At 57.0% G+C, this 23,773-nt stretch carries 24 protein-coding genes; 9 read left to right on the top strand and 15 right to left on the bottom strand.

Annotation, left to right across the window (positions count from 1 at the left end; all coding sequences use genetic code 11):
- Nucleotides 1–3,363 carry a DUF3971 domain-containing protein gene (locus tag AC13DE_RS04010; protein WP_483047121.1) on the bottom strand — a complete coding sequence of 1,121 codons (3,363 nt, stop codon included), beginning with the start codon at nucleotides 3,361–3,363 and terminating at the stop codon, nucleotides 1–3.
- Nucleotides 3,364–3,476: 113 nt separating this feature from the next.
- On the opposite strand from AC13DE_RS04010, the gene AC13DE_RS04005 reads away from it, so the two are divergent.
- The 4 genes from AC13DE_RS04005 (at nucleotide 3,477) to AC13DE_RS03990 (ending at nucleotide 6,754) form a co-directional block, all read left to right on the top strand.
- Nucleotides 3,477–3,938 (top strand): peroxiredoxin, encoded by a 462-nt coding sequence (locus tag AC13DE_RS04005; protein ID WP_446297022.1) that lies wholly within the window; start codon nucleotides 3,477–3,479, stop codon nucleotides 3,936–3,938.
- Complete coding sequence (locus tag AC13DE_RS04000; RefSeq protein ID WP_483047120.1) at nucleotides 3,935–4,744, top strand: ferritin-like domain-containing protein; 810 nt, start codon at nucleotides 3,935–3,937, stop codon at nucleotides 4,742–4,744. The genes AC13DE_RS04005 and AC13DE_RS04000 overlap by 4 nt, the downstream gene beginning before the upstream one ends.
- Nucleotides 4,745–4,932: 188 nt before the next feature.
- Complete coding sequence (locus tag AC13DE_RS03995; RefSeq protein WP_446297020.1) at nucleotides 4,933–6,261, top strand: M23 family metallopeptidase; 1,329 nt, start codon at nucleotides 4,933–4,935, stop codon at nucleotides 6,259–6,261.
- Nucleotides 6,251–6,754, top strand: coding sequence for a bactofilin family protein (locus AC13DE_RS03990; protein ID WP_446297019.1), 504 nt, complete (start codon nucleotides 6,251–6,253; stop codon nucleotides 6,752–6,754). The genes AC13DE_RS03995 and AC13DE_RS03990 overlap by 11 nt, the downstream gene beginning before the upstream one ends.
- A gap of 142 nt (nucleotides 6,755–6,896) precedes the next feature.
- Here the strand turns inward: AC13DE_RS03990 and AC13DE_RS03985 are convergent, their stop codons facing one another.
- Together AC13DE_RS03985 and AC13DE_RS03980 are read right to left on the bottom strand one after the other, a co-directional pair.
- A complete protein-coding gene (locus AC13DE_RS03985; RefSeq protein WP_446297018.1) occupies nucleotides 6,897–7,451 on the bottom strand; it encodes a peptidylprolyl isomerase in 555 nt (184 codons plus the stop codon).
- Nucleotides 7,444–7,950 carry a peptidylprolyl isomerase gene (locus AC13DE_RS03980; RefSeq protein ID WP_446297017.1) on the bottom strand — a complete coding sequence of 169 codons (507 nt, stop codon included), beginning with the start codon at nucleotides 7,948–7,950 and terminating at the stop codon, nucleotides 7,444–7,446. Before AC13DE_RS03980 ends, AC13DE_RS03985 begins: the two co-directional genes overlap by 8 nt.
- A gap of 127 nt (nucleotides 7,951–8,077) precedes the next feature.
- On the opposite strand from AC13DE_RS03980, the gene AC13DE_RS03975 reads away from it, so the two are divergent.
- From AC13DE_RS03975 to AC13DE_RS03955, 5 genes are all read left to right on the top strand, one after another.
- A complete protein-coding gene (locus AC13DE_RS03975; protein ID WP_483047119.1) occupies nucleotides 8,078–9,271 on the top strand; it encodes a phosphoglycerate kinase in 1,194 nt (397 codons plus the stop codon).
- Between the two features lie 154 nt (nucleotides 9,272–9,425).
- A complete protein-coding gene (locus AC13DE_RS03970) occupies nucleotides 9,426–9,725 on the top strand; it encodes an FtsB family cell division protein (protein ID WP_446313060.1) in 300 nt (99 codons plus the stop codon).
- A gap of 175 nt (nucleotides 9,726–9,900) precedes the next feature.
- Nucleotides 9,901–10,911 (top strand): pyruvate dehydrogenase (acetyl-transferring) E1 component subunit alpha, encoded by a 1,011-nt coding sequence (gene pdhA, locus AC13DE_RS03965; RefSeq protein WP_483047118.1) that lies wholly within the window; start codon nucleotides 9,901–9,903, stop codon nucleotides 10,909–10,911.
- 3 nt (nucleotides 10,912–10,914) lie between these two features.
- Nucleotides 10,915–12,291, top strand: a complete 1,377-nt coding sequence (locus tag AC13DE_RS03960) for a pyruvate dehydrogenase complex E1 component subunit beta (protein WP_483047117.1) — start codon at nucleotides 10,915–10,917, stop codon at nucleotides 12,289–12,291.
- 12 nt (nucleotides 12,292–12,303) lie between these two features.
- Nucleotides 12,304–13,644, top strand: a complete 1,341-nt coding sequence (locus tag AC13DE_RS03955; protein ID WP_483047116.1) for a pyruvate dehydrogenase complex dihydrolipoamide acetyltransferase — start codon at nucleotides 12,304–12,306, stop codon at nucleotides 13,642–13,644.
- A gap of 195 nt (nucleotides 13,645–13,839) precedes the next feature.
- Here the strand turns inward: AC13DE_RS03955 and cysE are convergent, their stop codons facing one another.
- The 12 genes from cysE to AC13DE_RS03895 form a co-directional block, all read right to left on the bottom strand.
- Nucleotides 13,840–14,652 carry a serine O-acetyltransferase gene (gene cysE / locus AC13DE_RS03950; protein ID WP_483047115.1) on the bottom strand — a complete coding sequence of 271 codons (813 nt, stop codon included), beginning with the start codon at nucleotides 14,650–14,652 and terminating at the stop codon, nucleotides 13,840–13,842.
- Between the two features lie 122 nt (nucleotides 14,653–14,774).
- A complete protein-coding gene (locus tag AC13DE_RS03945) occupies nucleotides 14,775–18,704 on the bottom strand; it encodes a baseplate multidomain protein megatron (RefSeq protein ID WP_483047114.1) in 3,930 nt (1,309 codons plus the stop codon).
- Nucleotides 18,704–19,150, bottom strand: coding sequence for a C40 family peptidase (locus tag AC13DE_RS03940; RefSeq protein WP_446297009.1), 447 nt, complete (start codon nucleotides 19,148–19,150; stop codon nucleotides 18,704–18,706). The genes AC13DE_RS03945 and AC13DE_RS03940 overlap by 1 nt, the downstream gene beginning before the upstream one ends.
- A complete protein-coding gene (locus AC13DE_RS03935; RefSeq protein WP_483047152.1) occupies nucleotides 19,147–20,034 on the bottom strand; it encodes a DUF2163 domain-containing protein in 888 nt (295 codons plus the stop codon). The genes AC13DE_RS03940 and AC13DE_RS03935 overlap by 4 nt, the downstream gene beginning before the upstream one ends.
- Nucleotides 20,034–20,666, bottom strand: a complete 633-nt coding sequence (locus tag AC13DE_RS03930) for a phage distal tail protein, Rcc01695 family (RefSeq protein WP_483047113.1) — start codon at nucleotides 20,664–20,666, stop codon at nucleotides 20,034–20,036. Before AC13DE_RS03930 ends, AC13DE_RS03935 begins: the two co-directional genes overlap by 1 nt.
- Before the next feature lie 13 nt (nucleotides 20,667–20,679).
- Nucleotides 20,680–21,339 (bottom strand): phage tail tape measure protein, encoded by a 660-nt coding sequence (locus AC13DE_RS03925; protein WP_483047112.1) that lies wholly within the window; start codon nucleotides 21,337–21,339, stop codon nucleotides 20,680–20,682.
- Complete coding sequence (locus AC13DE_RS03920; RefSeq protein WP_483047111.1) at nucleotides 21,329–21,544, bottom strand: rcc01693 family protein; 216 nt, start codon at nucleotides 21,542–21,544, stop codon at nucleotides 21,329–21,331. The genes AC13DE_RS03925 and AC13DE_RS03920 overlap by 11 nt, the downstream gene beginning before the upstream one ends.
- Nucleotides 21,541–21,855 (bottom strand): gene transfer agent family protein, encoded by a 315-nt coding sequence (locus AC13DE_RS03915; protein ID WP_446313052.1) that lies wholly within the window; start codon nucleotides 21,853–21,855, stop codon nucleotides 21,541–21,543. The genes AC13DE_RS03920 and AC13DE_RS03915 overlap by 4 nt, the downstream gene beginning before the upstream one ends.
- 4 nt (nucleotides 21,856–21,859) lie before the next feature.
- Nucleotides 21,860–22,291: a phage major tail protein, TP901-1 family gene (locus tag AC13DE_RS03910; RefSeq protein WP_446297003.1), complete on the bottom strand. Its 432-nt coding sequence runs from the start codon at nucleotides 22,289–22,291 to the stop codon at nucleotides 21,860–21,862.
- Nucleotides 22,292–22,326: 35 nt separating this feature from the next.
- Nucleotides 22,327–22,737, bottom strand: coding sequence for a DUF3168 domain-containing protein (locus AC13DE_RS03905; RefSeq protein ID WP_483047110.1), 411 nt, complete (start codon nucleotides 22,735–22,737; stop codon nucleotides 22,327–22,329).
- On the bottom strand, nucleotides 22,734–23,072 hold the full coding sequence (locus AC13DE_RS03900) for a head-tail adaptor protein (RefSeq protein ID WP_483047109.1): 339 nt from the start codon (nucleotides 23,070–23,072) through the stop codon (nucleotides 22,734–22,736). The genes AC13DE_RS03905 and AC13DE_RS03900 overlap by 4 nt, the downstream gene beginning before the upstream one ends.
- The gene (locus AC13DE_RS03895) at nucleotides 23,069–23,668 is read right to left on the bottom strand and encodes a head-tail connector protein (RefSeq protein WP_483047108.1); all 600 of its coding nucleotides are present in this window, start codon (nucleotides 23,666–23,668) and stop codon (nucleotides 23,069–23,071) included. The genes AC13DE_RS03900 and AC13DE_RS03895 overlap by 4 nt, the downstream gene beginning before the upstream one ends.
- Between the last annotated feature and the right edge of the window lie 105 nt (nucleotides 23,669–23,773).

Below are 23,773 nucleotides of genomic sequence, written 5' to 3'. Positions count from 1 at the left end.
TTAGCGCCCCTCAAAGCGCGGAACAACCGTTTTTTGCTTTGCCGCGCCAGACGGTGGCAGCGTAGAGCGGGTATTGCCCTCGACCTCGGGCAGTTCTGGAGGCGGGGCGCGAAATATATCACGCAAAAACCCCGGAGCCAGCGCCGACAGCGGATTGACCGAAACCGAGGGCTGCTGGGTGGTCCCGCCGATGGCATAGTTGAAGCCAACCAGGCCCTCGCCCTTGCGGGTCAGAAAACTTGCCATCCCGTTAAGCATATATACCGGGGAGATCACGCCCTGAAGCGCCATGCGTCCGGTATCGGTGCTGAAAACGCCATCCATCGAGATGCCCAATGACGCGCCGGTGGCGCTTGCTTGGGTAAGTGTCACGCGATTGGGCGTCATTCGGAAATCGGCCTCTACCGCGTCAAAATAAATTCCGTCGCCGTTCAATTCGTTGATCAACCCAACAACCGAAACTGCATTGACCAGCGCGGCGATGGTCGGCGCGTTCTTGATCCTCACATCGGTCATTTCCGCACGCCCGTCAAAAGCCCCTCCGGTCCCTACAGGCAGCAAGGTCAATGAAAGGGTGCCCCCCATAACCTGCTGCACCATATTGGCCGACCGCAGCATTCCTCCCGCGTCACTGGATTGTATCTGGATCGCACTGCGCCCGTTTTGCGGAACGACGCGCCCCGATACTGCCGTCCCTTCATTGAGTTCGGCGGTGAAACGGCCATCAAGTCCGCGGGCCAGGTCAAACGAACCTTTCATCGCGGTCAGCGCAATCTTGTCGGTGATTTGCAGGCGGTCGAGGTTCAGCAGCATCGGCGGCCCCGCAATGCCACTGGGTTTGGTTTTTCCAAACTGTGCGCGTCGCATGTCGATTGATCCGTTGCGCACCACGACCTGGACAGGCTTGCCCGCGCCTTTACCAATCAGGTCAACCGCGATGCCCATCCAGTTTTTAACGTTCAATCTGTCGAAATGGACCTTGTCCAGCGATCCGTCCGCCGCCAGGTCAACCCCGCCTTTCGCAGTTAACCCTGCGCCCGAAATCTCGAGCGTGTCGACCTGCGCAACCGATCCCAAGGTGCCCGAAGCGGCAAGCTTTCCGCCGGTGCCAGCGGGTTTTACCCATCCGATTTGAGGCACGGACAACCGCACACCCACCAGGTCTGACTTGATGGAAAAGAGCGGCGCTTTGCCCTTAGCCAGGTCCAGAGAGAACTGCGCCTGTCCCTGCCCCGATACAGTTCCTTCGGGAAGCGCCACCTTGAACGTATCGAGGGTATTCTGATTCAGTGTGACATCGGCACGCACAGTACTGATTGCGCCCGGCCTGCCCAACGGTTGCGACCAGCTTCCGTCAAAGCCAACCCCATCGATCGTGCCTTGGCCCTTGATCGTGATATTATCGTTGGATGCCCTGACAGACAGTTTTTCCGCGCGCAGACTGCGCCCCTTAACCAGCACGTCGCTGTGTACATCCTGAATATCGCCGCTGAAGTCGAAAATGGTCAGCTTGGGGTCTGACCCTTTTTTCATCGGAAACGCCAGCGTACCGGTAAGATTGGCCGTCGCGTCGGCAATCGCCACCGGCAGGTTTGCTTTATCCATCACGCTGAGGGGCGGAAGATTTAGCAACGACAACACCGATGTTACCTCGGTACTGCCGTTCAAGCGCACGATACCTGGCGGGCCGTCCTTGACCGTTACATCCGGCATGATGAACGAGGATGCGCTGATGTTGACAGTGCCGCCTTCGGGCGGCGTGAGCTGCGCTTCGTCCACACTGACGACAAAGCGGTTCTCCAGCAGGCTGGCATGGCCCCGGCCGTTGGTCAGGTTCGGCATGCTGCGCAAAAACCGCACCTCGGCATCCTGAAAATCGAAACCAAGGTAGACAACCGGCTTTTGTGCAGGATCCAGACGGAACGCCATTTCCACGTTGCTGAGACTGCCCTTATAAACGTTCTCGGCCACCCATTTACGCGTTTTGATTTTCGCGTTTTGTGGCCATAGCTCAAGCAGACGTTCTGGTGATATGGCGTTCAGACCGGCGTCTACCGCCACCTTCCACCCGGCATAATCAGCCCTCAGATCACCCGAAATGTTCAGTGTGGTTCCGGCGTCTGTTATGTCCATTCGCCCCAATGACAGGTGGAACGGATTGAATGATATTCTGGCGTCCACATCTGCGCCTGCGATGGAAATCGGGTCGGCGTAAATACCCGCGGGGTTGGTGACAAGATCACGCAGACGAACCTGCGCGACGAGATCGCCAAGCTTGCCGGCGTCGTCGATCCCAAGACTGGCATCGCCCTGAATACGCCCCGTGACCCATTGGCTCTGTACCGACAGATCGTCGAACCGCAACAATTTTTCATCTGGAAGATATCTGAAATAGCTGCGGACCCCATCAAATGGAATTGGTGTCGCGTGTGGACTTGGCTGCACGACCCCGGCCCCGATCTGGAGAGCAGCATTCAACGGTTCAAAGCTTCCGTCTTCGTCCAGACCACTACGTACCGATCCCGAGATAGGGGCGCGCAGAACCTTGAGCCATGCAAAAGCCGGGCTTTGAACGGCGATATCCTCCGACGCCACCCCCGCAAACGACACACCGAACTGCGACGCCGTTTCACCTATCTGACTGGTATAATTGGCCGATAGTGTGGTCACATCGGCTCCGCCCGCCAGCACGGCAAGTTCGGCAGATATCCGAAGGGACTTGCCTTCACGGTCAAGCAGCAGTCGGCCTCCGTCCACTGTCCACGCCCGACCCGCGCGCAAATCGCTGTAACGCAAGGTCAGGGCGCGCAGCTCGATTGAGCGTAAGCGCCGTAATGCGGGGCTGTCGAAAGCAGCATCGAGCTGTCCGATGAGTTGTGGCATCGTCGCGGCGCGACGTTCGACCGGTGCCTGACCGGTGCTTGCGCTCAACGCCACCCGACCGTCGCGGTCGCGCCGCAGGTTGGCGACAACGCCTGACAGTAAAATATCGTGCGGCTGGACCGTTCCTTCAATCAACCCCCGTACCGAGAAACTGGCTCGCACTTCTCGGAAGGCGACAAATTCGGCGCCGGAGGGGTTGGATACCACGACGTTTTGCAAGCGGATACGCGGGCGCCATCCTTCGTCCACGATCAACACCATTTCCCCAAATTCGAAACGCGTCATGGGAAGATCGCGCGCCAGGCGTTCTTCGATCCGCGTCTCGAGCCAATGAGGGATCACGATCGGGCTGCGGATCATGTATATTGCCGTACCGGCAATCGCCGCCACAATCACGACAATCGTCAACAAGGACCATTTTGTCGCCTGCCACAGTCGCTTGCGTCTACGGTACTTTGGTCTTGAGAGGTCGTCTGACATCTTCTTCCGCTTCTGGGGCCGCTAGGGCTTTAAGTTCTGCCAAGCCAGTCTAGTATGACAGCGCGGCCAATGGCTTCCAACACTTAAGCGCAGACCACATAAGAAAGTGACCCATGCCAGATATTTCCCAACCAGCGCCAGATTTTACAATGCCGGTTACGGGGGGCGGCGAAACATCGCTTTCCGACCTGCTGGGCAAAATCGTCGTCCTGTATTTTTATCCTCGCGATGACACACCCGGATGCACCAAGGAGGCGATCGAGTTTTCGCAGGATCTGGCGTCGTTCAGGCAAGCTGGCGCAGAGGTGTTCGGCATTTCCCGTGACACCGTCGCCAAGCACGACCGCTTTGCCGCCAAACACGCGCTGACTGTGCCGTTGCTGGCAGATGTCGATGGTTCTGTCACAGAAGCCTATGGGGTGTGGGTCGAGAAAAACATGTATGGAAAGAAAGCCATGGGCATCGAACGGGCGACTTTCTTGATAGATGCGCAGGGCAACATCGCGCGCATCTGGCGCAAGGTGAAGGTGGCCGGGCATGTCCAGGAAGTTCTTGATGCGGTACGTGCGTTGTGATTGCGCTTGCGGAAATGGCCGTAGCGGTGCTGCGCACCGCCGATGGCCGCGAAAAAACAGCCCTGTCGCGCAAGTATGCCGCGCAATGGCAGGAGGCGCGCCGCGACGGTGAAGCCCCTGCAATCGGCATAAGCGCCCCGCCGCTCAAACCCGCACGACCCGACCGTCCCGAGCTTCTTTCGCCGCGTGACGTGCCACACCGCAAGCCCGGTTCGCCCGAGGGGCGTATTGCCCTGCTGCATGCCGTCGCGCATATCGAGCTCAACGCAGTCGATCTGCACTGGGATATCATTGCGCGCTTTACGGATGTGAAAATGCCGATGGGGTTCTATGATGACTGGGTCAAAGCCGCGGACGAAGAATCAAAGCATTTCAACCTGATGTGCGATTGTCTTGAAGCGTTGGGCAGCCATTACGGGGCCTTGCCGGCCCACGCGGGTATGTGGCGCGCGGCGGAAGAAACGGCGGATGATTTCATGGGCCGGCTGGCGGTTGTGCCAATGGTGCTAGAGGCGCGCGGTTTGGACGTCACCCCCAACATGATCGAGGTATTCAAACGCGCGAAAGCCCATCAGGCCGTCGAGGCGCTTGAAACGATCTATGCCGAAGAGGTCGCGCACGTGGCCTATGGGTCAAAATGGTTTCACTTTCTGTGCGGGCGTCACGAGCTTGACCCGAAGGACGCTTTTCACGACCTTGTTCGCAGATATTTCCACGGGGTATTGAAGCCACCGTTCAACGAAGAGAAACGCGCCGAGGCTGGCATACCCCCGGATTTCTACTGGCCATTAACTGAAAAAGTGTGAATTATCGTCATTAAGTCCTTGAATGGGCGGTTTTTTGCCAAATTATGATTTAATTTCAGTATATCCGCCTGCGATAGGGTCTCAAGGGTTGCCCGATCAGACACCACTGGCTAAGCACATCAGAGGAAAAATAACGCTTTGGTTGGGGGATCAATGCGTTGTTGAAGTACGGGACAAGGATATCTGGCGTGCGGACAAGACTGGCAATTAAAATTCACTCTGCTCTCGAAGCATTGTTTCCTGAACGCCGCGTTTTTCTAAAATCAGATACCGATACCCGATTCATCCGCCTTCGTCCCGTCACTCAGCTGGTTGCTTTCACCGGCTCTGCCCTGCTGGTTGCTTGGGCAATCGTGGCGACCGCAATCATCTTGATGGACAGCATTGGATCGGGCAATTTCCGCGCCCAGGCCAAACGGGATCAAAGCACATACCAGGCCCGTCTTAGCGATTTGTCGGCACAGCGTAATGGGCGCGCCGAAGAAGCGGTTGCCGCGCAGGAACGGTTCAATGCCGCGCTCAAGCAGATCTCCGTGATGCAATCGGAGTTGCTGCAATCGGAAACCCGCCGCAGAGAGCTGGAAACTGGTATCGAAGTAATCCAGAGCACGTTGCGCGACACCATGAAAGATCGCGAGGAAGCACGCACGCAGGTCGCGACTTTGGAAGAGGCCGCTGTAGGTGACGGCGTGGGAACGGCGCAAACTGCCGCGTCGTCAGCGCCTATTTCGCTTCTGGCCGAGGCGCTGGCACGCACCGCCGCTGAGCGGGATCAGGTCGTTGTTGATGCCCAGGACGCACTGATCCAGGCCGACGAACTGACGCAAAGGCTGGCGTTGATGAAAGATCAGAACGACGCCATATTTCGCCAGTTGGAAGAAGCGATGACAGTATCTGTCGCGCCACTGGACAAAATGTTCCGTAGTGCCGGCATGCCCACGGAACGCATGCTGGAAACCGTTCGCCGGGGATACTCTGGTCAAGGCGGGCCGCTGATGCCGCTTAGCTTTTCAACCCGTGGCGAACCGCCGACCGCCGATACCTTGCGGGCCAATCGCCTGCTGAACCAGATGGACCGGCTGAACCTTTACCGCATCGCTGCACAGAAGGCACCGTTCGCAACGCCTGTGAAATCGGCGTTTCGCTTCACCAGCCAGTTCGGCTTTCGACGCGATCCCAAAACCGGCGGCAGACGGATGCACAAAGGCGTTGATTTCGCCGCAAGCACGGGCACCCCGCTATATGCGACAGCCGATGGCGTAGTGACACATTCCGGCTGGGCGTCAGGTTATGGCCGTCTGGTTAAGATACAACATGACTTCGGTGTTGAGACCCGATATGCGCATATGTCAAAATTGCGTGTTAAAGTTGGCCAAAGGGTATCGCGCGGACAGCTTATTGGTGATATGGGGGCATCAGGACGGGTTACCGGTGTCCATCTGCATTATGAAGTCCGTGTTGGTGGCAAGGCTGTAAATCCCATGATCTTTATCAAGGCTGCAAACGATGTTTTCTAAAAGCAAAATCAACGATCCCGCACCCAAGTCTGACACAGACACGTCCAGCACGGCTGCTTCTTCGATGTCTACCTCGCCTTCTGCACCCAAGCAGAGCGATTTCAAGGCAAGCACCCCCAAGGCAAAGCCCCCCGCGTCAATTTTGTCGTCAGACCTCCACATTACGGGAAATTTGAAAACCACCGGTGATATCCAGGTAGAAGGAACGGTTGAAGGCGATATTCGCGCCCACCTTCTGACCATCGGTGAAACGGCAACGATCAAGGGCGAAGTTGTGGCCGATGATGTTGTCATAAACGGTCGTATCGTCGGACGTGTGCGGGGCTTGAAAGTCCGCCTGACGTCAACGGCCCGCGTCGAAGGCGACATCATCCACAAAACCATCGCCATTGAATCCGGCGCGCATTTCGAAGGTTCGGTCCAGCGTCAGGACGATCCTTTGACACCGGGGGCGAAATCAGCACCTGCACAAAAACCGAACCCGGCTTCCTGAGGTTTCATCGACTGAACGTCGAATGACAAAGGGCGTCAGCTATGCAGCGACGCCCTTTTTCTTTGTCTTGGATAGTTCGTTGTCTTGGTTGGGGTAAGCCGGGGGCAGACGCCATAAAGTTGCCCGCCCCGCCCAGACTTGATCAGTCAGTGACCTTGACGCTGACCATACGATCAGGCGTACCTGCCACCGCCCCGTTGCCACCAGTACCGCGCTTGATGGCATCCACGACGTCCATTCCTTCGGTGACCTTGCCCACAACGGTATATTGGCCGTTCAGGAAATATCCCTTGTCGAACATGATGAAGAACTGCGAGTTCGCGGAATCGGGGTTTTGGCTTCTCGCCATGCCGACGACGCCGCGATCGAACGCTATGTCAGAGAACTCTGCGGGCAGGTCGGGAAGATCAGAACCACCCGTGCCTGCCCTGCTGATGTTTTCACCGGCTTTGCCGAATTCCACATCGCCGGTCTGCGCCATAAAACCGTCGATTACACGGTGAAAGACAACGCCGTCATAGGCACCGGAAGCGGCCAGCGTTTTCAAACGCTCTGCGTGTTTCGGCGCGACGTCCTCGGCCAGATCGATTTTGATGACGCCTTGGGCTTCTCCGTCAACGGTGATTTCAAGGCCGTTTGCCAAAGCGGTGCCGGCCAGCAGCATCGACGCCATTCCTGCTGCAATAAAGTTACGCATCCGCAGCAACCTTAACGCTGATCATGCGATCGGGATTCGCCGCCGGTTCACCGCGGGTGATCGCGTCGACATGTTCCATCCCGGAAATGACTTGCCCATAGACCGTGTACTGGCCGTTCAGGAAATCATTGTCCTTGAAGTTGATGAAGAACTGGCTGTTTGCACTGTCGGGGTTTGCCGAACGCGCAGCACCGATACTGCCCCGCGCATGCGGAACCTTGGAAAACTCGGCAGGCAGGTTGGGCAGGTCCGATCCACCGGTCCCTGCCGCACGCAGGTTAAAGTTGCTTTCCATGTTGCCATTGGCCACGTCGCCGGTCTGCGCCATGAAACCGTCGATAACACGGTGGAAGGCTACGTTGTCATACTTGCCGGCACGCGCCAGTTCTTTCATGCGCTCTACATGCTTGGGCGCAATGTCGGGCAGCAACTGGATCGTTACCGTCCCGCCCTTCAGTTCCATTAGAATCGTATTTTCTGGATCTTTGATCTCGGCCATGCCGTTCTCCTGCAAAAATTTCGTTGGCATTTAACTAGGGCGTGTTCGCCCGATTGCCAAGGTGCATTGACCCCGACGGCGATAACGGCAAAACACAGCGCAACTACGACAATGGATGAGGGATAAGATGGGCTGGAAAACTCTGGATGACATGGACCTGCGCGGCAAGCGGGTGCTGGTGCGCGTAGATATCAACGTACCCGTTGAAAATGGTCGTGTTACTGATGACACCCGCATCCGACGTATTGTACCTACATTGCACGACATTCTTGATAAGGGGGGCAAACCGATCCTGCTGGCCCATTTCGGGCGGCCTGACGGAAAAAGGGTGCAGGACCTGAGCTTGCGCATCGTTCAACCCGCGCTTGCGGCCGCGTTGAACCGCAAGGTGGTCTTGGTCGAGACCCTGGAAGGCGCGGAGACCGGGACCGAGGAAATCAACGCGGCCGATGTGCTGCTGTTGGAAAATATCAGGTTTTATCCCGGTGAAACGGACAATGATCCCGAATTTGCGCGTCGTCTGGCCAGCTTGGGTGACGTTTATTGCAACGATGCTTTTTCTGCGGCTCACCGGGCTCACGCGTCAACCGAGGCGCTCGCGCGGCTTTTGCCGTGCTGCGCTGGTCGCCTGATGCAGGCAGAGCTGTCCGCACTGGAAGCGGCGCTTTCGCGGCCTGAGCGCCCGGTTGGTGCAGTGGTCGGCGGGGCCAAAGTGTCAACCAAGATCGAGCTGCTCGAGAATCTGGTAAACCGCCTTGATCTGTTGGTGATCGGCGGTGGCATGGCCAATACGTTTTTGGGAGCGATGGGGGCCGACCTGGGCAAGTCATTGCTAGAACCGGACTTTTTTGAAACCGCCAAGGAGATCATGACGCAGGCCGATAAGGCGGGCTGCCGAATTCTGCTCCCGGTCGATGGACAGGTGGCGCGTGAATTTGCGGCGGGCGCGGCGTATGACGTCATAGCGCTAGGGCCGGAAACCGTGTTGGACGGTGATCAGATGGTGCTGGATGCCGGCCCCGGTTCGGTCGCCTTGATCGAGAAAGCCCTGGCCGGGTTAAAGACGCTGATCTGGAACGGGCCTCTTGGTGCCTTTGAAATTCCACCTTTCGACACCGCAACGCTGGCGGCAGCGCAAACCGCTGCACGCCTGACCCGTGACGGTGCATTGATTTCAGTAGCCGGCGGCGGTGACACCGTGGCGGCGCTGAACCAAGCCGATGCAGCCGATGACTTTACTTATATCTCGACCGCCGGGGGTGCGTTTTTGGAATGGATGGAGGGCAAAACCCTGCCCGGGGTCGCTGCACTTGATCGCTGAGGGTCGTGGGTAAGCTGGAATGAAGCGTGAAAGTGTGCGGTTTCTGCAGAACAAACAGATTTTTGCCGATCGCGCAGCATAGGGATTCCCTTTGCGAATCGCCTGTGACATAGTGGGTGTACGCCCATCAAGAGGCGGCATGAGGCAGACGAGTATGAAACGCAGTGCAAAGCCGGCCTTCGGCACACTTTTATTTTTCGCCATCGCTTTTGCGTTAAGTCTGTACTTTGCCTTTGCGGCGATTCAGGGCAACTTTGGCCTGTTTCGCAGGGCAGAAATTGTCGCCGAAGGGCAAGATTTGCGCGTTCAGTTGGCCCAAGTGAAAACCGACGTCGCCCGGATGGAAAACCTGACCTCTCGTTTATCGGACGATTATCTTGATCTAGACCTGCTGGACGAGCAGACCCGCAAGGTTCTGGGGATGATCCGCTCGGATGAGATCGTCATACGCTAAGCCAATCCAACCCCGGATGTTTTGGTGGTTGCCATCTGCATTCCTAACGGAAACACTGGGCTGTGATGTGCTTGGTTAAATGCCTCTCGCATTCACGGCTCGAATCCGATAAGAGATAGTTTAACGCTAAACTATTTTGCGCGTGCGCGGGACAACTGTACGGAGGAATTGCCCCATGGCTGCCCAGAAACCGACCAAAAAGACGAATGCCAGTGCTGAAGAGCTAAAGGCCTATTACCGGGATATGCTGCTAATCCGGCGGTTCGAGGAAAAAGCAGGCCAGCTTTATGGCATGGGATTGATTGGCGGTTTCTGCCATCTCTACATCGGACAGGAAGCTGTTGTCGTCGGGCTCGAGGCATCGGCCAAAGAAGGCGACAGCCGCATCACCACCTACCGCGATCACGGGCATATGCTGGCATGCGGGATGAACCCTGATGGCGTCATGGCAGAACTGACAGGCCGCGAAGGCGGCTATTCCCGCGGCAAGGGCGGTTCTATGCACATGTTCTCGAAAGAGAAAAAGTTTTACGGCGGCCATGGTATCGTTGGTGCCAACGTGCCGCTTGGGGCGGGCATCGCCTTTGCCGACAAATACAAGGGCAACGACAACGTCACCTTTACCTATTTTGGCGACGGTGCGGCCAATCAAGGTCAGGTTTACGAGACTTTCAACATGGCCGCCCTGTGGAAACTGCCGGTGATTTTCATCATCGAGAACAACCAGTATGCAATGGGCACATCGCAACAACGCTCTACCTCGAGCGCCGAAATCTGGGAGCGCGGCAAAGCGTTCGGAATCCCCGGCGAAGCGGTCGACGGCATGGATGTGCTGGCAGTCAAAGATGCAGGTGAACGCGCGGTCAAACATTGCCGGTCGGGGGATGGGCCTTATATCCTCGAGATCAAGACTTACCGTTATCGCGGCCACTCCATGTCGGACCCGGCGAAATACCGGACCCGCGAAGAGGTTCAGAAAATGCGCGATGAACGTGATCCGATTGAACAGGTCCGCAACATCTTGCTCGACGGGAAACATGCGACCGAAGATGATCTGAAAGCCATCGATAAAGAAATCAAGAAAATCGTCAACGACAGCGCAGAATTTGCCAAGGAAAGCCCCGAACCGACCCCCGAAGAGCTTTGGACAGATATCTACGCAACTGAAGTCCCACAGGAGGCATAAGAAATGGCTACCGAAATTCTCATGCCCGCACTGAGCCCCACAATGGAAGAAGGCACGCTGGCCAAATGGCTTGTCAAAGAGGGCGACACCGTGTCGTCTGGCGATATCATGGCCGAAATCGAAACCGACAAGGCCACGATGGAATTCGAGGCGGTTGACGAAGGTACAATCGGCAAGATCCTGATCGAAGCGGGTACCGAAGGCGTCAAGGTCAACACGCCGATCGCCGTCCTGCTTGAGGAAGGCGAAGACGTGTCGGCCATCGACAGCGCATCAGACGCCGCCCCCGCGCCCGCCGAACCTGGAACGAAGGAACCCGCGGCGGCAAAACCGGCCGAAGCCAAAGCCCCGGCAGCGCCAGAAACGGACACCTCCCCTGACTGGCCCGAAGGCACCAAGCTGAAACAGCAAACCGTACGCGAAGCGTTGCGTGATGCGATGGCCGAAGAAATGCGCCGTGATGAGAACGTGTTCCTGATGGGCGAGGAAGTCGCGGAATATCAAGGGGCCTATAAGATTTCCCAAGGACTGCTGGATGAATTTGGCAGCAAGCGGATCATTGACACTCCCATCACTGAACATGGTTTTGCAGGCATCGGTGTCGGTGCGGCTTTCGGCGGTTTGCGCCCGATTGTGGAATTCATGACCTGGAACTTTGCCATGCAGGCGATCGACCACATCCTGAACTCCGCCGCCAAAACGCTGTATATGTCCGGCGGTCAGATGGGTGCACCGATGGTCTTCCGTGGTCCAAACGGTGCCGCCGCCCGCGTCGGCGCGCAACACAGTCAGGACTATGCCGCTTGGTATATGCAGATCCCCGGGCTCAAGGTGGTGATGCCTTATTCAGCCTCCGACGCCAAAGGGTTGATGAAAACCGCCATTCGCGATCCGAACCCGGTGGTATTTCTTGAGAACGAAATCATGTACGGCAAAGCGTTCGACGTGCCTGATGTCGACGATTTTACCGTTCCGTTCGGCAAGGCCCGCATCTGGCGCGAAGGATCAGATGTCACCATCGTCAGCTTCGGCATCGGCATGACCTATGCGTTGCAGGCAGCCGACAAGCTGGCTGAAGAAGGTATCGAAGCCGAAGTCATCGATCTGCGCACCCTGCGCCCGATGGACACCGCCAGCATCATCAAATCAGTGATGAAGACCAACCGTTGCGTCACAGTCGAGGAAGGCTGGCCGCAAGGGTCCGTCGGCAACTACATCTCCAGCGTGATCATGCAGGAAGCCTTCGACTATCTGGACGCGCCCGTGATCAACTGCACCGGCAAGGACGTGCCAATGCCCTACGCCGCAAACCTTGAAAAGCTGGCACTTGTGACCACGGACGAGGTCATCGCGGCGGTCAAGCAAGTCACATACAAATAAGGAGCGGTCGACATGCCAACAGAAATCCTAATGCCCGCCCTGAGCCCCACGATGGAAGAAGGCACATTGGCCAAATGGCTGGTCAAAGAGGGCGATACCGTGTCTTCCGGCGATGTCATGTGCGAGATCGAGACAGACAAAGCCACGATGGAATTCGAAGCTGTCGACGAAGGCACCATTGGCAAGATTTTGATCGCCGACGGCACCGAAGGGGTGAAGGTCAACACGCCAATTGCGGTGTTGCTGGAGGAAGGTGAAAGCGCCGATGATATCAGCGCACCGTCATCGCCAAAGACCGAACAGTCCTCGAACACGGCCCCGGCCGACGCATCGGATAAAACCGCTCCGGCAGCGGGTTATGGGCGCGGTGCCACGGATGCCACGCCTGCCATTACATCCGCCGCGCCTTCCGGTGGTGATGGCAAGCGGATCTTCGCAACCCCCCTCGCCCGCCGGATCGCGGCAGAAAAGGGCCTGGATTTAAGCCAGGTGTCAGGTTCCGGGCCACGTGGTCGGATCATCAAAGCAGACGTCCAAGGTCTGTCCCAATCGGACGCGCCGAAAGCAGCACCCGCACAATCGGCCCCTGCGGCACCGGCAGCCATAGCGGCCCCCGCTTCAGGTCCATCGGCCGAAACTGTCATGAAGATGTACGAGGGGCGCGACTTTGAGGAGGTTACGCTTAACGGGATGCGCAAAACCATTGCCGCCCGCCTGACCGAAGCCAAGCAATCCATCCCGCACTTTTACCTCCGCCGCGACATCCAACTTGATGCATTGATGAAGTTCCGCGCCGACCTGAACAAGCAACTCGAAACCCGCGGCGTCAAACTCTCGGTAAACGATTTCATCATCAAAGCCAGCGCGCTCGCGCTGCAATCTGTGCCTGACGCCAACGCCGTTTGGGCCTCAGACCGGATTCTCAAGCTCAAACCTTCCGATGTTGCGGTGGCGGTGGCTATCGAAGGCGGACTCTTTACACCGGTCCTAAAAGATTCAGAGATGAAGTCTCTGTCAGCCCTGTCCGCCGAAATGAAAGACCTGGCTGCCCGCGCCCGAGACCGCAAGCTGGCACCGCATGAATATCAGGGCGGCAGTTTTGCGATCTCAAATCTCGGTATGTTTGGCGTCGACAACTTCGACGCCGTCATCAATCCACCGCACGGGTCGATCCTTGCGGTCGGCGCAGGGGTAAGAAAGCCGGTCGTCGGCAAGGATGGTGAATTGACTGTTGCCACTGTCATGTCGGTCACGCTGTCCGTAGATCACCGCGTCATTGACGGTGCCTTGGGCGCTCAATTGCTGACGGCGATCAAGGACAATCTTGAAAACCCGATGACGATGCTCGCCTGACCCGCTTCCAAATGGATTATATCCTCAGGGGGTCCGGGGGGCAGACGCCCCCCGGCGCTCCGGCTTCATAAAGATGATCTGCTCGTAAACCTGACCAAGCCCTTTATACAGCCCGCCACCAAGAATGAGGTTTCCAACATCCTGGCCAAGATCGTCCTGGCCAGGATCGCCTAACGACCATGGGCAAGAGGCCTCTCAGATATCTTGTGGGCCAAGCATATGATCCATCAGCACCGACGGTTGATCGCAGCCAGCCTCCCCAACTACCCGCGCCGGGATGCCTGCTACGGTTTTACACGGGGGGACATCCTGCAAGACCACAGAACCAGCAGCAATCCTGCTGCATTGGCCGATCGTGATATTACCCAGAACCTTGGCACCAGCCCCGATCAAGACACCATTGCCGATTTTAGGATGACGATCTTGCTCTTCCTTTCCGGTACCGCCAAGGGTCACAGAATGCAGCATCGACACATTATCGCCAACCACGGCGGTCTCGCCGATAACCACTGAATGGGCGTGGTCAATCATGATACCCTTGCCCAAGGTCGCAGCAGGGTGAATGTCGACGCCGAAAATCTCACTCACACGCATCTGAACGAAATAGGCCAAATCACGCTTGCCCTTTTTCCATAAATGGTTCCCCACACGATAGGCTTGGACCGCTTGGTAACCTTTGAAATACAAGATGGGTTGGAGCAAACGGTGGCAGGCGGGATCGCGTTCATAGATCGCGACAAGATCGGCACGCGCAGCCTTTATGAGTTCCGGGTCGTTCGTAAACGCTTCCTCCACCATCTCGTGGATCACCATCATCGACATCTCGTTCGATGCAAGCTTAGCCGCAATACGGTAACAAAGAGCCTTTTCAATAGACTTATGATGCAAAATACACGCGTGGACGAACCCGCCGATCAGCGGTTCATCCTGAACCGCCTGCTGTGCTTCAGTTAAAATTTGATCCCAAACCGGATCAACCGAGGCGATGTTTACATGAGATACGGCCATGGCAACTTCCTTCTTTGATCCTTAATGTAGCATCTAAGCGAACGGAACCAAATGCAAACATCCCCCGATTGTTGATAAATTTCTTAAATTGTTGTTTTGCTTGGAGTTAGCCACGCGCAGCTTCAAAAAGACACACTGATCAGCGCGGGCGGTCCGGGTCCATAACTCGCTGAAACCTGGGCTACGCTCATCTCGAAAGCCCCTGCTATGCCATCCGACTGTCGTGTCTCCGCTTCGTATCGCCATTCAGGGTCCGTGGTGATCGCTTCACGGAGAACCTTACCATCTTGCAGAAGTCGAATGATGTATCGTTCATTCTCTTCGGCCAAGGGTACTTCAAAACTGTCCCAACTGTCGCCCCCAACCCTTGTGCGCCGTATCCAGTTGAAGATTACGTCTTCCGTCTGCACACGGGCACGTAAATGACAGGGGCGCAGGGGGCGCAGACCGTTTCCCTCAAAAGCCGCGCCCAACTGAATATAGGATGGATCGTCATATGAACGTGTCGCAGGACCGATGCGGTATTGCTGTTCGACCCGACGCAGGTTGGGGCTTGATGTTATCTGCACAGGTACGTCATTGAGCAGAACAAATCGAGATCCCTGTGGCCACACCGGAGGCATCAATGCATCCGTCCCGGCCTGACCTCTCAGCCTTTTCGACAGCCGGTAAGTGTTCGGGGCAACCAACTCCGCCTGTTCGAACTGGAAAATCTCCCACTGGTCCGCCGACCCGTCACCGATCGCGGCCAAATTCATTCCATTCATCAAAGACGTTTCATCGACGCTTTCCAGTTGCCCACTGTTCAACCTGACTTGAAGCCCGTCACCATGATCGAATACACCCGGTCGCGCCGCGACAAGCTCGGTTTCGGTAGTTCCCATCGTCGCACCAATAGGCAGTATAGAATTCAACCCAAAGCCGGATGTGCCGCTTGATTGATATACCGCGACGCTCCCGGGCCAAGGCGTCGCCGATGCCGCGATATATGGAGCATAAGGGGTTTCATCGCCGCGCAGCAAGGGCAGATCCAGAAACACTGCGGTAACCGGAACAGGCGCGGTAAAGGGCTGGATCTTCGCCAGTTCATCGGCGAACGATGCCGTTTCATAAATCGTCGGCTCAATCCGTACCGCCTCGACAATCTGCATCTCGCCCTGCTCCACCCGATCAATTCGGTACAGGCCATCGCGCTCGCCGTCCTCGGCAGGCAGTTCAACCACGTCGCCGGCACCCAATTCCATCTGCGACGGGGGCAAGGCAAGGCGTAAGGATTCGCGTGACATACGGGCTTCCGCCAACCACCGCTCCAGAATCTGTCGGCCTTCGGTGCGGGTCAAGGACATGTTCAGTTCGGAAGCCACAACCGAATGCGTTGCGTCGTCCGCTAAAACCGCTTCCTCTGCGATGGTGTCAAAGTTGCCGTCCGCTTGCACAAACCGCAACCTTACACGCCCCGCGATTTCGGCATCGGTCTCGCGCGCTTGTTCGGTAGTACCGCCAAGTTCATCGCTGACGGCCAGTGTCCGAGGATCAAGGCGCACAAACCCCGGCCTGTCACGCATTACAAACACAAGACAGCCGTCGCGCTCTACCGCGTCGAACCCAAACCGTAGCATCAACGGCTGAAGACTGGCGCGCGCGTCGCTGATTTGGTCAACGACATATCCGCGAACATACCCATACAGACGCGATGTGTCGTAAGCCAACACACCGGCATCGCGGCAGATTTCCCCCACCAGCGAAGAAAGCGGATACGAGGAACTGCGCCCATTTAGCCAATGCCCGCGCGCATAACTCGACCCGTCGCTCCATAGCACGTCGTTGTTGGGAAAATAGGGATAGGGACGTGCATCCCACGCCCAAACAAATGCCCGAGACATATCAATCATCGGACCGCCGTATTCCGCGGAAACAGGATTGTGGCTGGGATCGTTCCAATAGGCGTTGAAGGCCTGCAAATATTGCATCTGGATCAGGTCGTCGCGTGCGCCGGTCGAATAGCGCGGCAAGCTGCTTTCCGAACTTTTGAGATCAAGAAACTTGTTTGGCTGGTTGGTGCCTTTGTCTATCGCGGCGCATCCGTATTCAGTAAACCAGACCGGTTTCGATTCAGGTATCCACGCGGTTTTAGTATCCGATCTCTGCCCATTGACGCGTTCGTGGTGTGTAGATGCCCACCAACTACGAATATCCTTGTATCTATAGATCCATGCCTCATCTGCATCTTCGTCGGTTATTGGTGTGCGAATTTGTGCGGCCCGCGCTTCGGGGGAATGATAGAACCAGTCAAATCCTTCACCTCCCTCCATGTTCGATTGCAGATAACCAAGATTATAGATCGTATCCCACGTCTGGGCGTCCAAGTGATCGTGCCCATCGCGCCAGTCGGAAACCGGCATGTAGTTGTCGATACCGATGAAATCGATGTTGGCATCGGCCCAAAGAGGATCGAGATGGAAATACCGGTCGTTGTTTCCGTCTTGTGGTTGATATCCAAAATACTCGGACCAGTCCGCCGCATAACTGATCTTGGTGGTGCTTCCCAATAGCGCCCGCGCTTCGGCAGCCAACGATCGTAACGCAGATACAGCCGGAAACCCATCGTTGGCACCGCGGATCTGCGTCAAGCCGCGCATTTCGGTACCGATACAGAACGCATCTACCCCACCAGCGACCGCGCAAAGCGCGGCGTAATGCAATATAAATCTCGAGAACGTCCATTCATCGGGACCCGAGTAGTGTACCTGTCCTGATGTGACATCGAAATCCGCTGCTTTGACGGACCCGAAAAAGGCGGCGACTTCTTCATCGGCGACCGAGGTGCGATCTGGGCTACCTGCCCTTCCCGGGGCCTTGGACAACGTAATCCGGCCACGCCACGGCAATTTGGCTTGCGACGTGGCATCAGTATAAGGATCGGGTAATACGTTGTTATCAAGCTGATCCATAAGAATAAATGGGTAGAACATTACCGCCTTGCCAGCGGCGGACATCGCTTGGATGGCCTCGACCACCGAGGCATCGGTAGGTGTGCCGCCATAAACCGGGCGGTCCTCCTCACGGGCGATAACCTCCGCCTCGGGTCGTGTCAGATCGGATACTTGCCAAGGCATGTTTTCCGCCTCTATCGCAGAACTCTCGACCTTGGGGCGTACATCGCACTGGCCACAGCGCAAGTCATTGCCAAACCACGAAACCACCAACGATGCCGCCTTGAGCTTGGGAAACTCATCAACCAGATTGTCCACTGATGCCGCAAAGTCAGTTTTCCCCGCAGGGGTCGTTACATTTGCGCTCCAGCGGGCACCGTTATGATCGGCGTAATGAACCGGCGTTGTCGCCAACGCGTATTCGCCGGTTCCTGGAATCAGGGCGACCCCATTAACCGCCTGAGTAACACTTTCCACGGTATCTGCTGCATCGGTGGCCTCTGGGCGCGTCACCTCGAAAGAAAACTGCGGGACCCGATTGCCAAACTGTCCCAACGCAAGGTTTTCCATAACCACATAGGCGGTCCCCCTGTAAGCAGGTACATTGTCGGCCCCTTCAATGGCCGAGATGGTCGGATCGGGCAACTGATCGCGCGTACCGTAATAAACGCTCATGTTCAGGTCACGTTCTGCCACCAATGCGCCATCGGCCCAGATGCGGCTGATACCTGTAATTTCCCCTTCGCACAGCGCAATTGCCACGCTTAAAGAATACGAGTACTTGGTCGTTCGCGGCGTAGCTGGTGCCCCCTTGCCTCCGCCACCCGATACCGTCGTGGTCTGCGCAAAGTCCGACGCCCAAATCACCTGGCCCCCGACACGCATACGACCATAAAGCTGAGGAATCGGGGAGCCTTCTCCGGCTTGGGTCAGACGAAAACGATCAACCTTGCCGGTTTCCACCGCTTCTGCGCCTTGTCCCAGCAATCGCTGATCCATCACGCGGCCAAGGGTGGCACCAAATGCGCGCCCTACCGCGACCGAAGATAACCCTGCGACGGTGCCACCCAAGGACCCGCCGACCGCAGCACCCGCTGTAGATAATAGTATCGTCGCCATCAGATCGCCTCTCTCGGGAATTCGAAACGCGCGACAAGCCTGCGTCGCCAAGAGACACCCAGCGGGCTCTCCACTACTCCGTGACCACTATACGCGTGGATAAATCCCGCAGCTGATCCGACCCGTGAAGCCACACCGAGATGCTTTGCCACAGAACCGCTGCGCATACGAAACAGCAGCACGTCACCTACATCTTCAACATTGAAACCCTTGGGGCGCAGATGCCGGCTTGCCGCCTGCCACAATCTCTCCTCTCCCTGTGGTTCAGACCAGTCCTTTGAATAGGCAGGGATCATTTCCGGCTCAGCTCCCACTACCTCGCGCCAGATGCCGCGCAGCAAGCCCAGGCAATCACATCCCGCACCTTTGGTCGCGCTCTGGTGGACGTAGGGCGTACCAATCCAGCTTCTTGCCGATCTCACAATCAGATCTTGACGGAGCGTCATCGCATGGATCCTCCTGTGTTAGTACCCGAAGGCTGAGGCGTCGCCATCATCCAATCGTCACTCGGGATGTCTGGAAACCCCTGAAAGTTCAGCAGGTTATTGAATTTCAGTCGGCATGTGGTCATTCGTTTGTCACAGCCCGCACTGAGCCGAATACCGACGCCTTGTTCAATTGCGCCGCGGATTGGCTCCCATAGTTCTATCTCGCGTTGCCCGTCAAGAACGCGGTCATGCTTGATCATTCCCCACAACCCCTTGGCTGGCCCGTCAGTCACATCGACCCTGCCACGCGTGAACCAACCAACTTCAAAACCCGGCAAGTCATCCCACCGGAATACGCGGCCGTCTTCATGTGATTGAACCGTGGCAAACTGAATATATCCCGAAGTCGCGACGTCAAACCCGCAGGCTCCATCACCCAACACAGCAGTGCATGGCTTTTGAAATATTCGACCCATTGGCCGGTTCAGTGCTTCGGTCAGCCCGCGCAATTCGGCACGAAACACGCCGCCTGCGCGTTGAATTTCTCCGATCGTCCCACGAAAGATTAAAGTTCGTTGGGCGACATCGGTCCAGTTCACCCGCCAACAGGAAACGTCGGCCCCGTCAAACCGCCCTTGTTCGATCTCATCTTCGCGTATGGCAAAGTGGCTTAGCGCTCCCATCGCCTCTGTATTGTTTACCGACAACCCGGTGGAGTGCGACAAGGCACGCACGTTTAAGCCCCGATCTGGCGTAAACTCCAGCCCACCAAAGCTAAGCGGGGCATCATGATCGGTAAATGTCAGTTCAGCCCCATCGCGTCGTCGGATTGCCCATGCGTGGCAAAGGGTCGTCAGGCCGGTCTTTAGGTGTGCGGCCAGACCATCATCCATATTTCCAATCATATCCGCACCTCGATCACCGGAACATTCGGCACTTGCCCCGCCTGAAAACTCGCCACACTGACCAATATGCGGTCGGTGTCGAAACGCACCGGCACGTCAAACTCGTACCCCGCCGAGACTGGCATATCCGGGTCGGGAGCGTGGGCAAAACGGATCATTCCGGTAGACGTATCAACCTCATAATCCACGCCTTCTTGCAGTTCATCTTGCGCAATTCCGACGCGCACCGTTCCCTCGACCGGTTTGGTGACCGGTCGCGCATAGCTGTGTCCACCGGAACGATAGGTCTTTACCAACTGATAGTCGTTTCGCAGCCCGTCGCCCACGCCCAACATCTGGTCCTCAAACGCGACACCCTCCGACGACCTACAGGACTTGAAGTCCGCCCAGTCCTTCCAGCGAAACCCATACATCTGCCCATACCGCGCTTCGAAAAACGCAGTAAGAGCCTGGACATCGTCGATAGATCTCATCCCCAAGCCGGCATCGTATACCCGACGAGAATGCGCCCAAGGCGTGTTGCGTTCTTCAAACCCATTGGCAAGGGTCACCACGTCGGTGCGGCGTTGCGGTCCTCCGAGTGCGCCGAAACTAAGGCTTGGCGGAAATCTAACATCATGAAAATTCACCGGCACATTCCTTTTATCGATTGCGATTGCCGTTGGAGAGCGCGCGGCTCATCTGCGCTGCGATCTGGCTTTGACTCCGCTGAAATCCCTGCACATCCGGTGTCGAGATATTCATGACGACCGTTGTCGCGCCACCGCCACCGCTTCTCACACCCAATTTGCCGTCTGGGCCACGGGCCAATGGCATGATGGCTTCTGGACCGGCTTCCCCCATTAACCCCATGCCCCCGCGCATCCCAAAGCCTGTCGCTGTGCTGACAATCCCGCCCTGAGCGAACGGCATTACCTTTCCCTGAGAAAACGCTGCTCCGTTGGCAAAAGGCAAAATGCCCTGCACCAAAGCCCCCACCCCTTGGCTGACCAGTCCGCCAAACTGATCACTCACGGGTTTTATCGCCGCGTTGAACGTCGTGTTGGCCAAGGATCTAGCGACAGTTGTCAGTGCGTCGGACAGGTTCTTCCCATCGAAAGCAACCCCTTCAAAAGCCCTTCGCAAGCCGCGGCTCAGGCCTTTTTCAAGGGTATTGATGTCTTTTCCAGTAGCCGCCAATGCCGAACGCATACGGCCTAGTTCCCGGTCAAACCCCTCGACCAGCAAACTTGTATCTTCCAGCGTTGCATTAAGCTTTTCGGCACCGCTTCCTAACGTTTCGAAGGATTCTTCATCCTGCATCGCAATTTCCTCTCTTCTCATCGGGATAGGCTGCCATCAGTTGCGCCAGACCATCATTCAACAACGGTACTTGTGCATGGCTTGGCCCTATCATCAGTTGCAGTTCCGCTGGGGTCAGTCGCCAGAATGCGTCTGGCGTCATCCCCAAGCCGTTTAACCCCGCGCGCATCAGCACCGGCCAATTGATCCCCTTGCCGGATGTCATGAAGGAACCGAAAAAGCCCGCGCCAACAGCTCAGCGGCGGCACGGGCAGCAGCCATCGGTCCGCCCTCAATCGAAGCTTGGGCTAACGACGTTTCCGTAAAATCCGCTCCGCCAGCCCGAAGACCGGCTGTAAGTAAGCAAAGGACATCGCGGCTCGAAAACCGGTTAGCTTCGAACCGCTCCACCAAAGCTACCAGAGATGGCTGTTTCAGCGCATCCTCGAGCTCTACCAATGCCCCGAGCGTGAGCCGCGCAACATGTGCTCGCCCATCGATTACCAAAGCTACATCACCGCGCCATTTGTTAACCATCTGCTCAAACCACCGGTTCAGCGATGTCAGGTGTAAAGTTCAGCTGACCGGCGGACTGTAGGCTCAGCTCATAGGTCGCCTCGCCGTTCAACGCGCCCCCATAATCAATCGAGGCGACTTGGAACGGTCCCTGGATGATCCCAAAGCTGGGTATTACAATCTGGAAATCCGGCGTCAGCCCATCGAAAAACAGCTGACGTGCTCTTTCGTCCGTACCGGCGTCACGAAACACCCCGGAGCCGCTGATCGCTGCCGACCTTACCCCCGCTCCGGCAAGAAGCTCGCGCCATCCGCCGTCACTATCCAGCGACGTCACTTCAACCGGCTCGGCGTTAAAGGAGACCCGCGTCGCCCGAAGTCCCGCTATGGTCTCGAATTGACCATCGCTCGTCATGTCCACCTTGATCAATAAGTCTTTACCTGCTTGAACAGCCATATCTAATCTCCTGTATCTGTCTGAAAACACATAGTTTAATCGTCCTGCACCCGTGCCCGGAACCGCATATCGACCCGACGCAATTGTTGGGCTCCGACTGACCTGGCGGTCGCTCGGTCGAAGCTGAGACTGATCAACTGGCCCCTGTTCAACGTCAGCTCACCGTCGTTGAGCACATCGCTGACGGCTCCTGCCACGCGTTTGGCGACAGCAAATCCTGGCTCGGTGCTCACCACGGTAATGTCAAACCAATGTATCGCTCCGCTTCCCGACGCATCCGATGCATCACGCACGGTTTCGCCGCCCAGTTGAACATAAACGGGAGGCAGCACACCTGTTGGCGCAGCGTCGAAAATTGCCGTGCCTACAAGCCCAGCCAGAACAGGATCGTCGCCAAGGGCTGCATAAACGGCCTGCTGCAAAGGAGCGGATAGGGCAAAGCTCATACCACTGTCTCCTCTTTGACGCGACAGATCAGGTAACGTCCTTGCGTGTCCCGTTCAGCGACAGATTTGATGTGAAACACCCTTGATCCCTCGCGAAAGCGCTGTTGCGGTACCGGCCGGGCAGCATTCCCCGCCGGGGCACCGCGAACCGTGATCACAAAATCCACCCGGCTGACCAACACGCCGCCCTGAACGGCTTCTCGGCCGGTTCGGGCGGCGACATGAGCCCATAGTACGCCTACTGGTACCCAACTCTGCTCATAGCCACCTGCTCCATCCGCCTGACGGGCGGGCTTTTCCAGCACGAGCTTTCGGTTCAACTCAACAACACTCATCCGCCGATCCCCATGCCAAGGCGCATCGGCCGATAGCGTTCAATCAAGCTGCTGACGCCAAAAGGCATGCACCCATCGCTCAGCGTGGTCTCATGCCGAAACTCGTAGTAATGCGCCGCGAGCAAAAACACTGCCTGCTGCAAATCGGCCGGCACTTGCGACCAGTCCGAACCCAACCCGGCCTCGAACCCGATCGTTACCATCCCAAACCGAGGGATAGACGCCAGCGCCGCGCCGGTTGTACGCAGCGCCGGACGCTGCATGTCGCGGTCCAACCAATACATTTGCGCGTCGACGAGGGTTTCGACCCCATCCGCGCTTTTTATCGTTACGCTGTCGACAGAGTGCACCGGTGCGATGGGAAAGTGTTGGGCACATTCATTCCGCCACGACGACAAAGACCAGCTGAAACTGCGCCTTATCAAAGCCTTACCGGTGCGTGCCTCGACTGCGGCGACGGCGGCCCGCAGAAAGCTGACCAATACTTCATCCTGCAACGTCTCGTTGCCAAAGCCACTACCCATCCGCAGATGCGCCTTGAACACGTCTACCGGCAGAGTGGTATCCGCCACACCGGTTTCTTCGATCAACATCATCGAGATCTCCAATCATCCCATTCGTCCCAGCCCCTTTTGGAACCCGGACACGCCCCGGCTGCATCGCTCGGTCGGAGGGGGCAGCTAGACAATGCACCCTATCCT

The organism is Sulfitobacter sp. L-8, from assembly GCF_056859255.1.
Note: the sequence above shows the minus strand (reverse complement) of the source record. Positions and strands in the feature narration are given on the sequence as shown.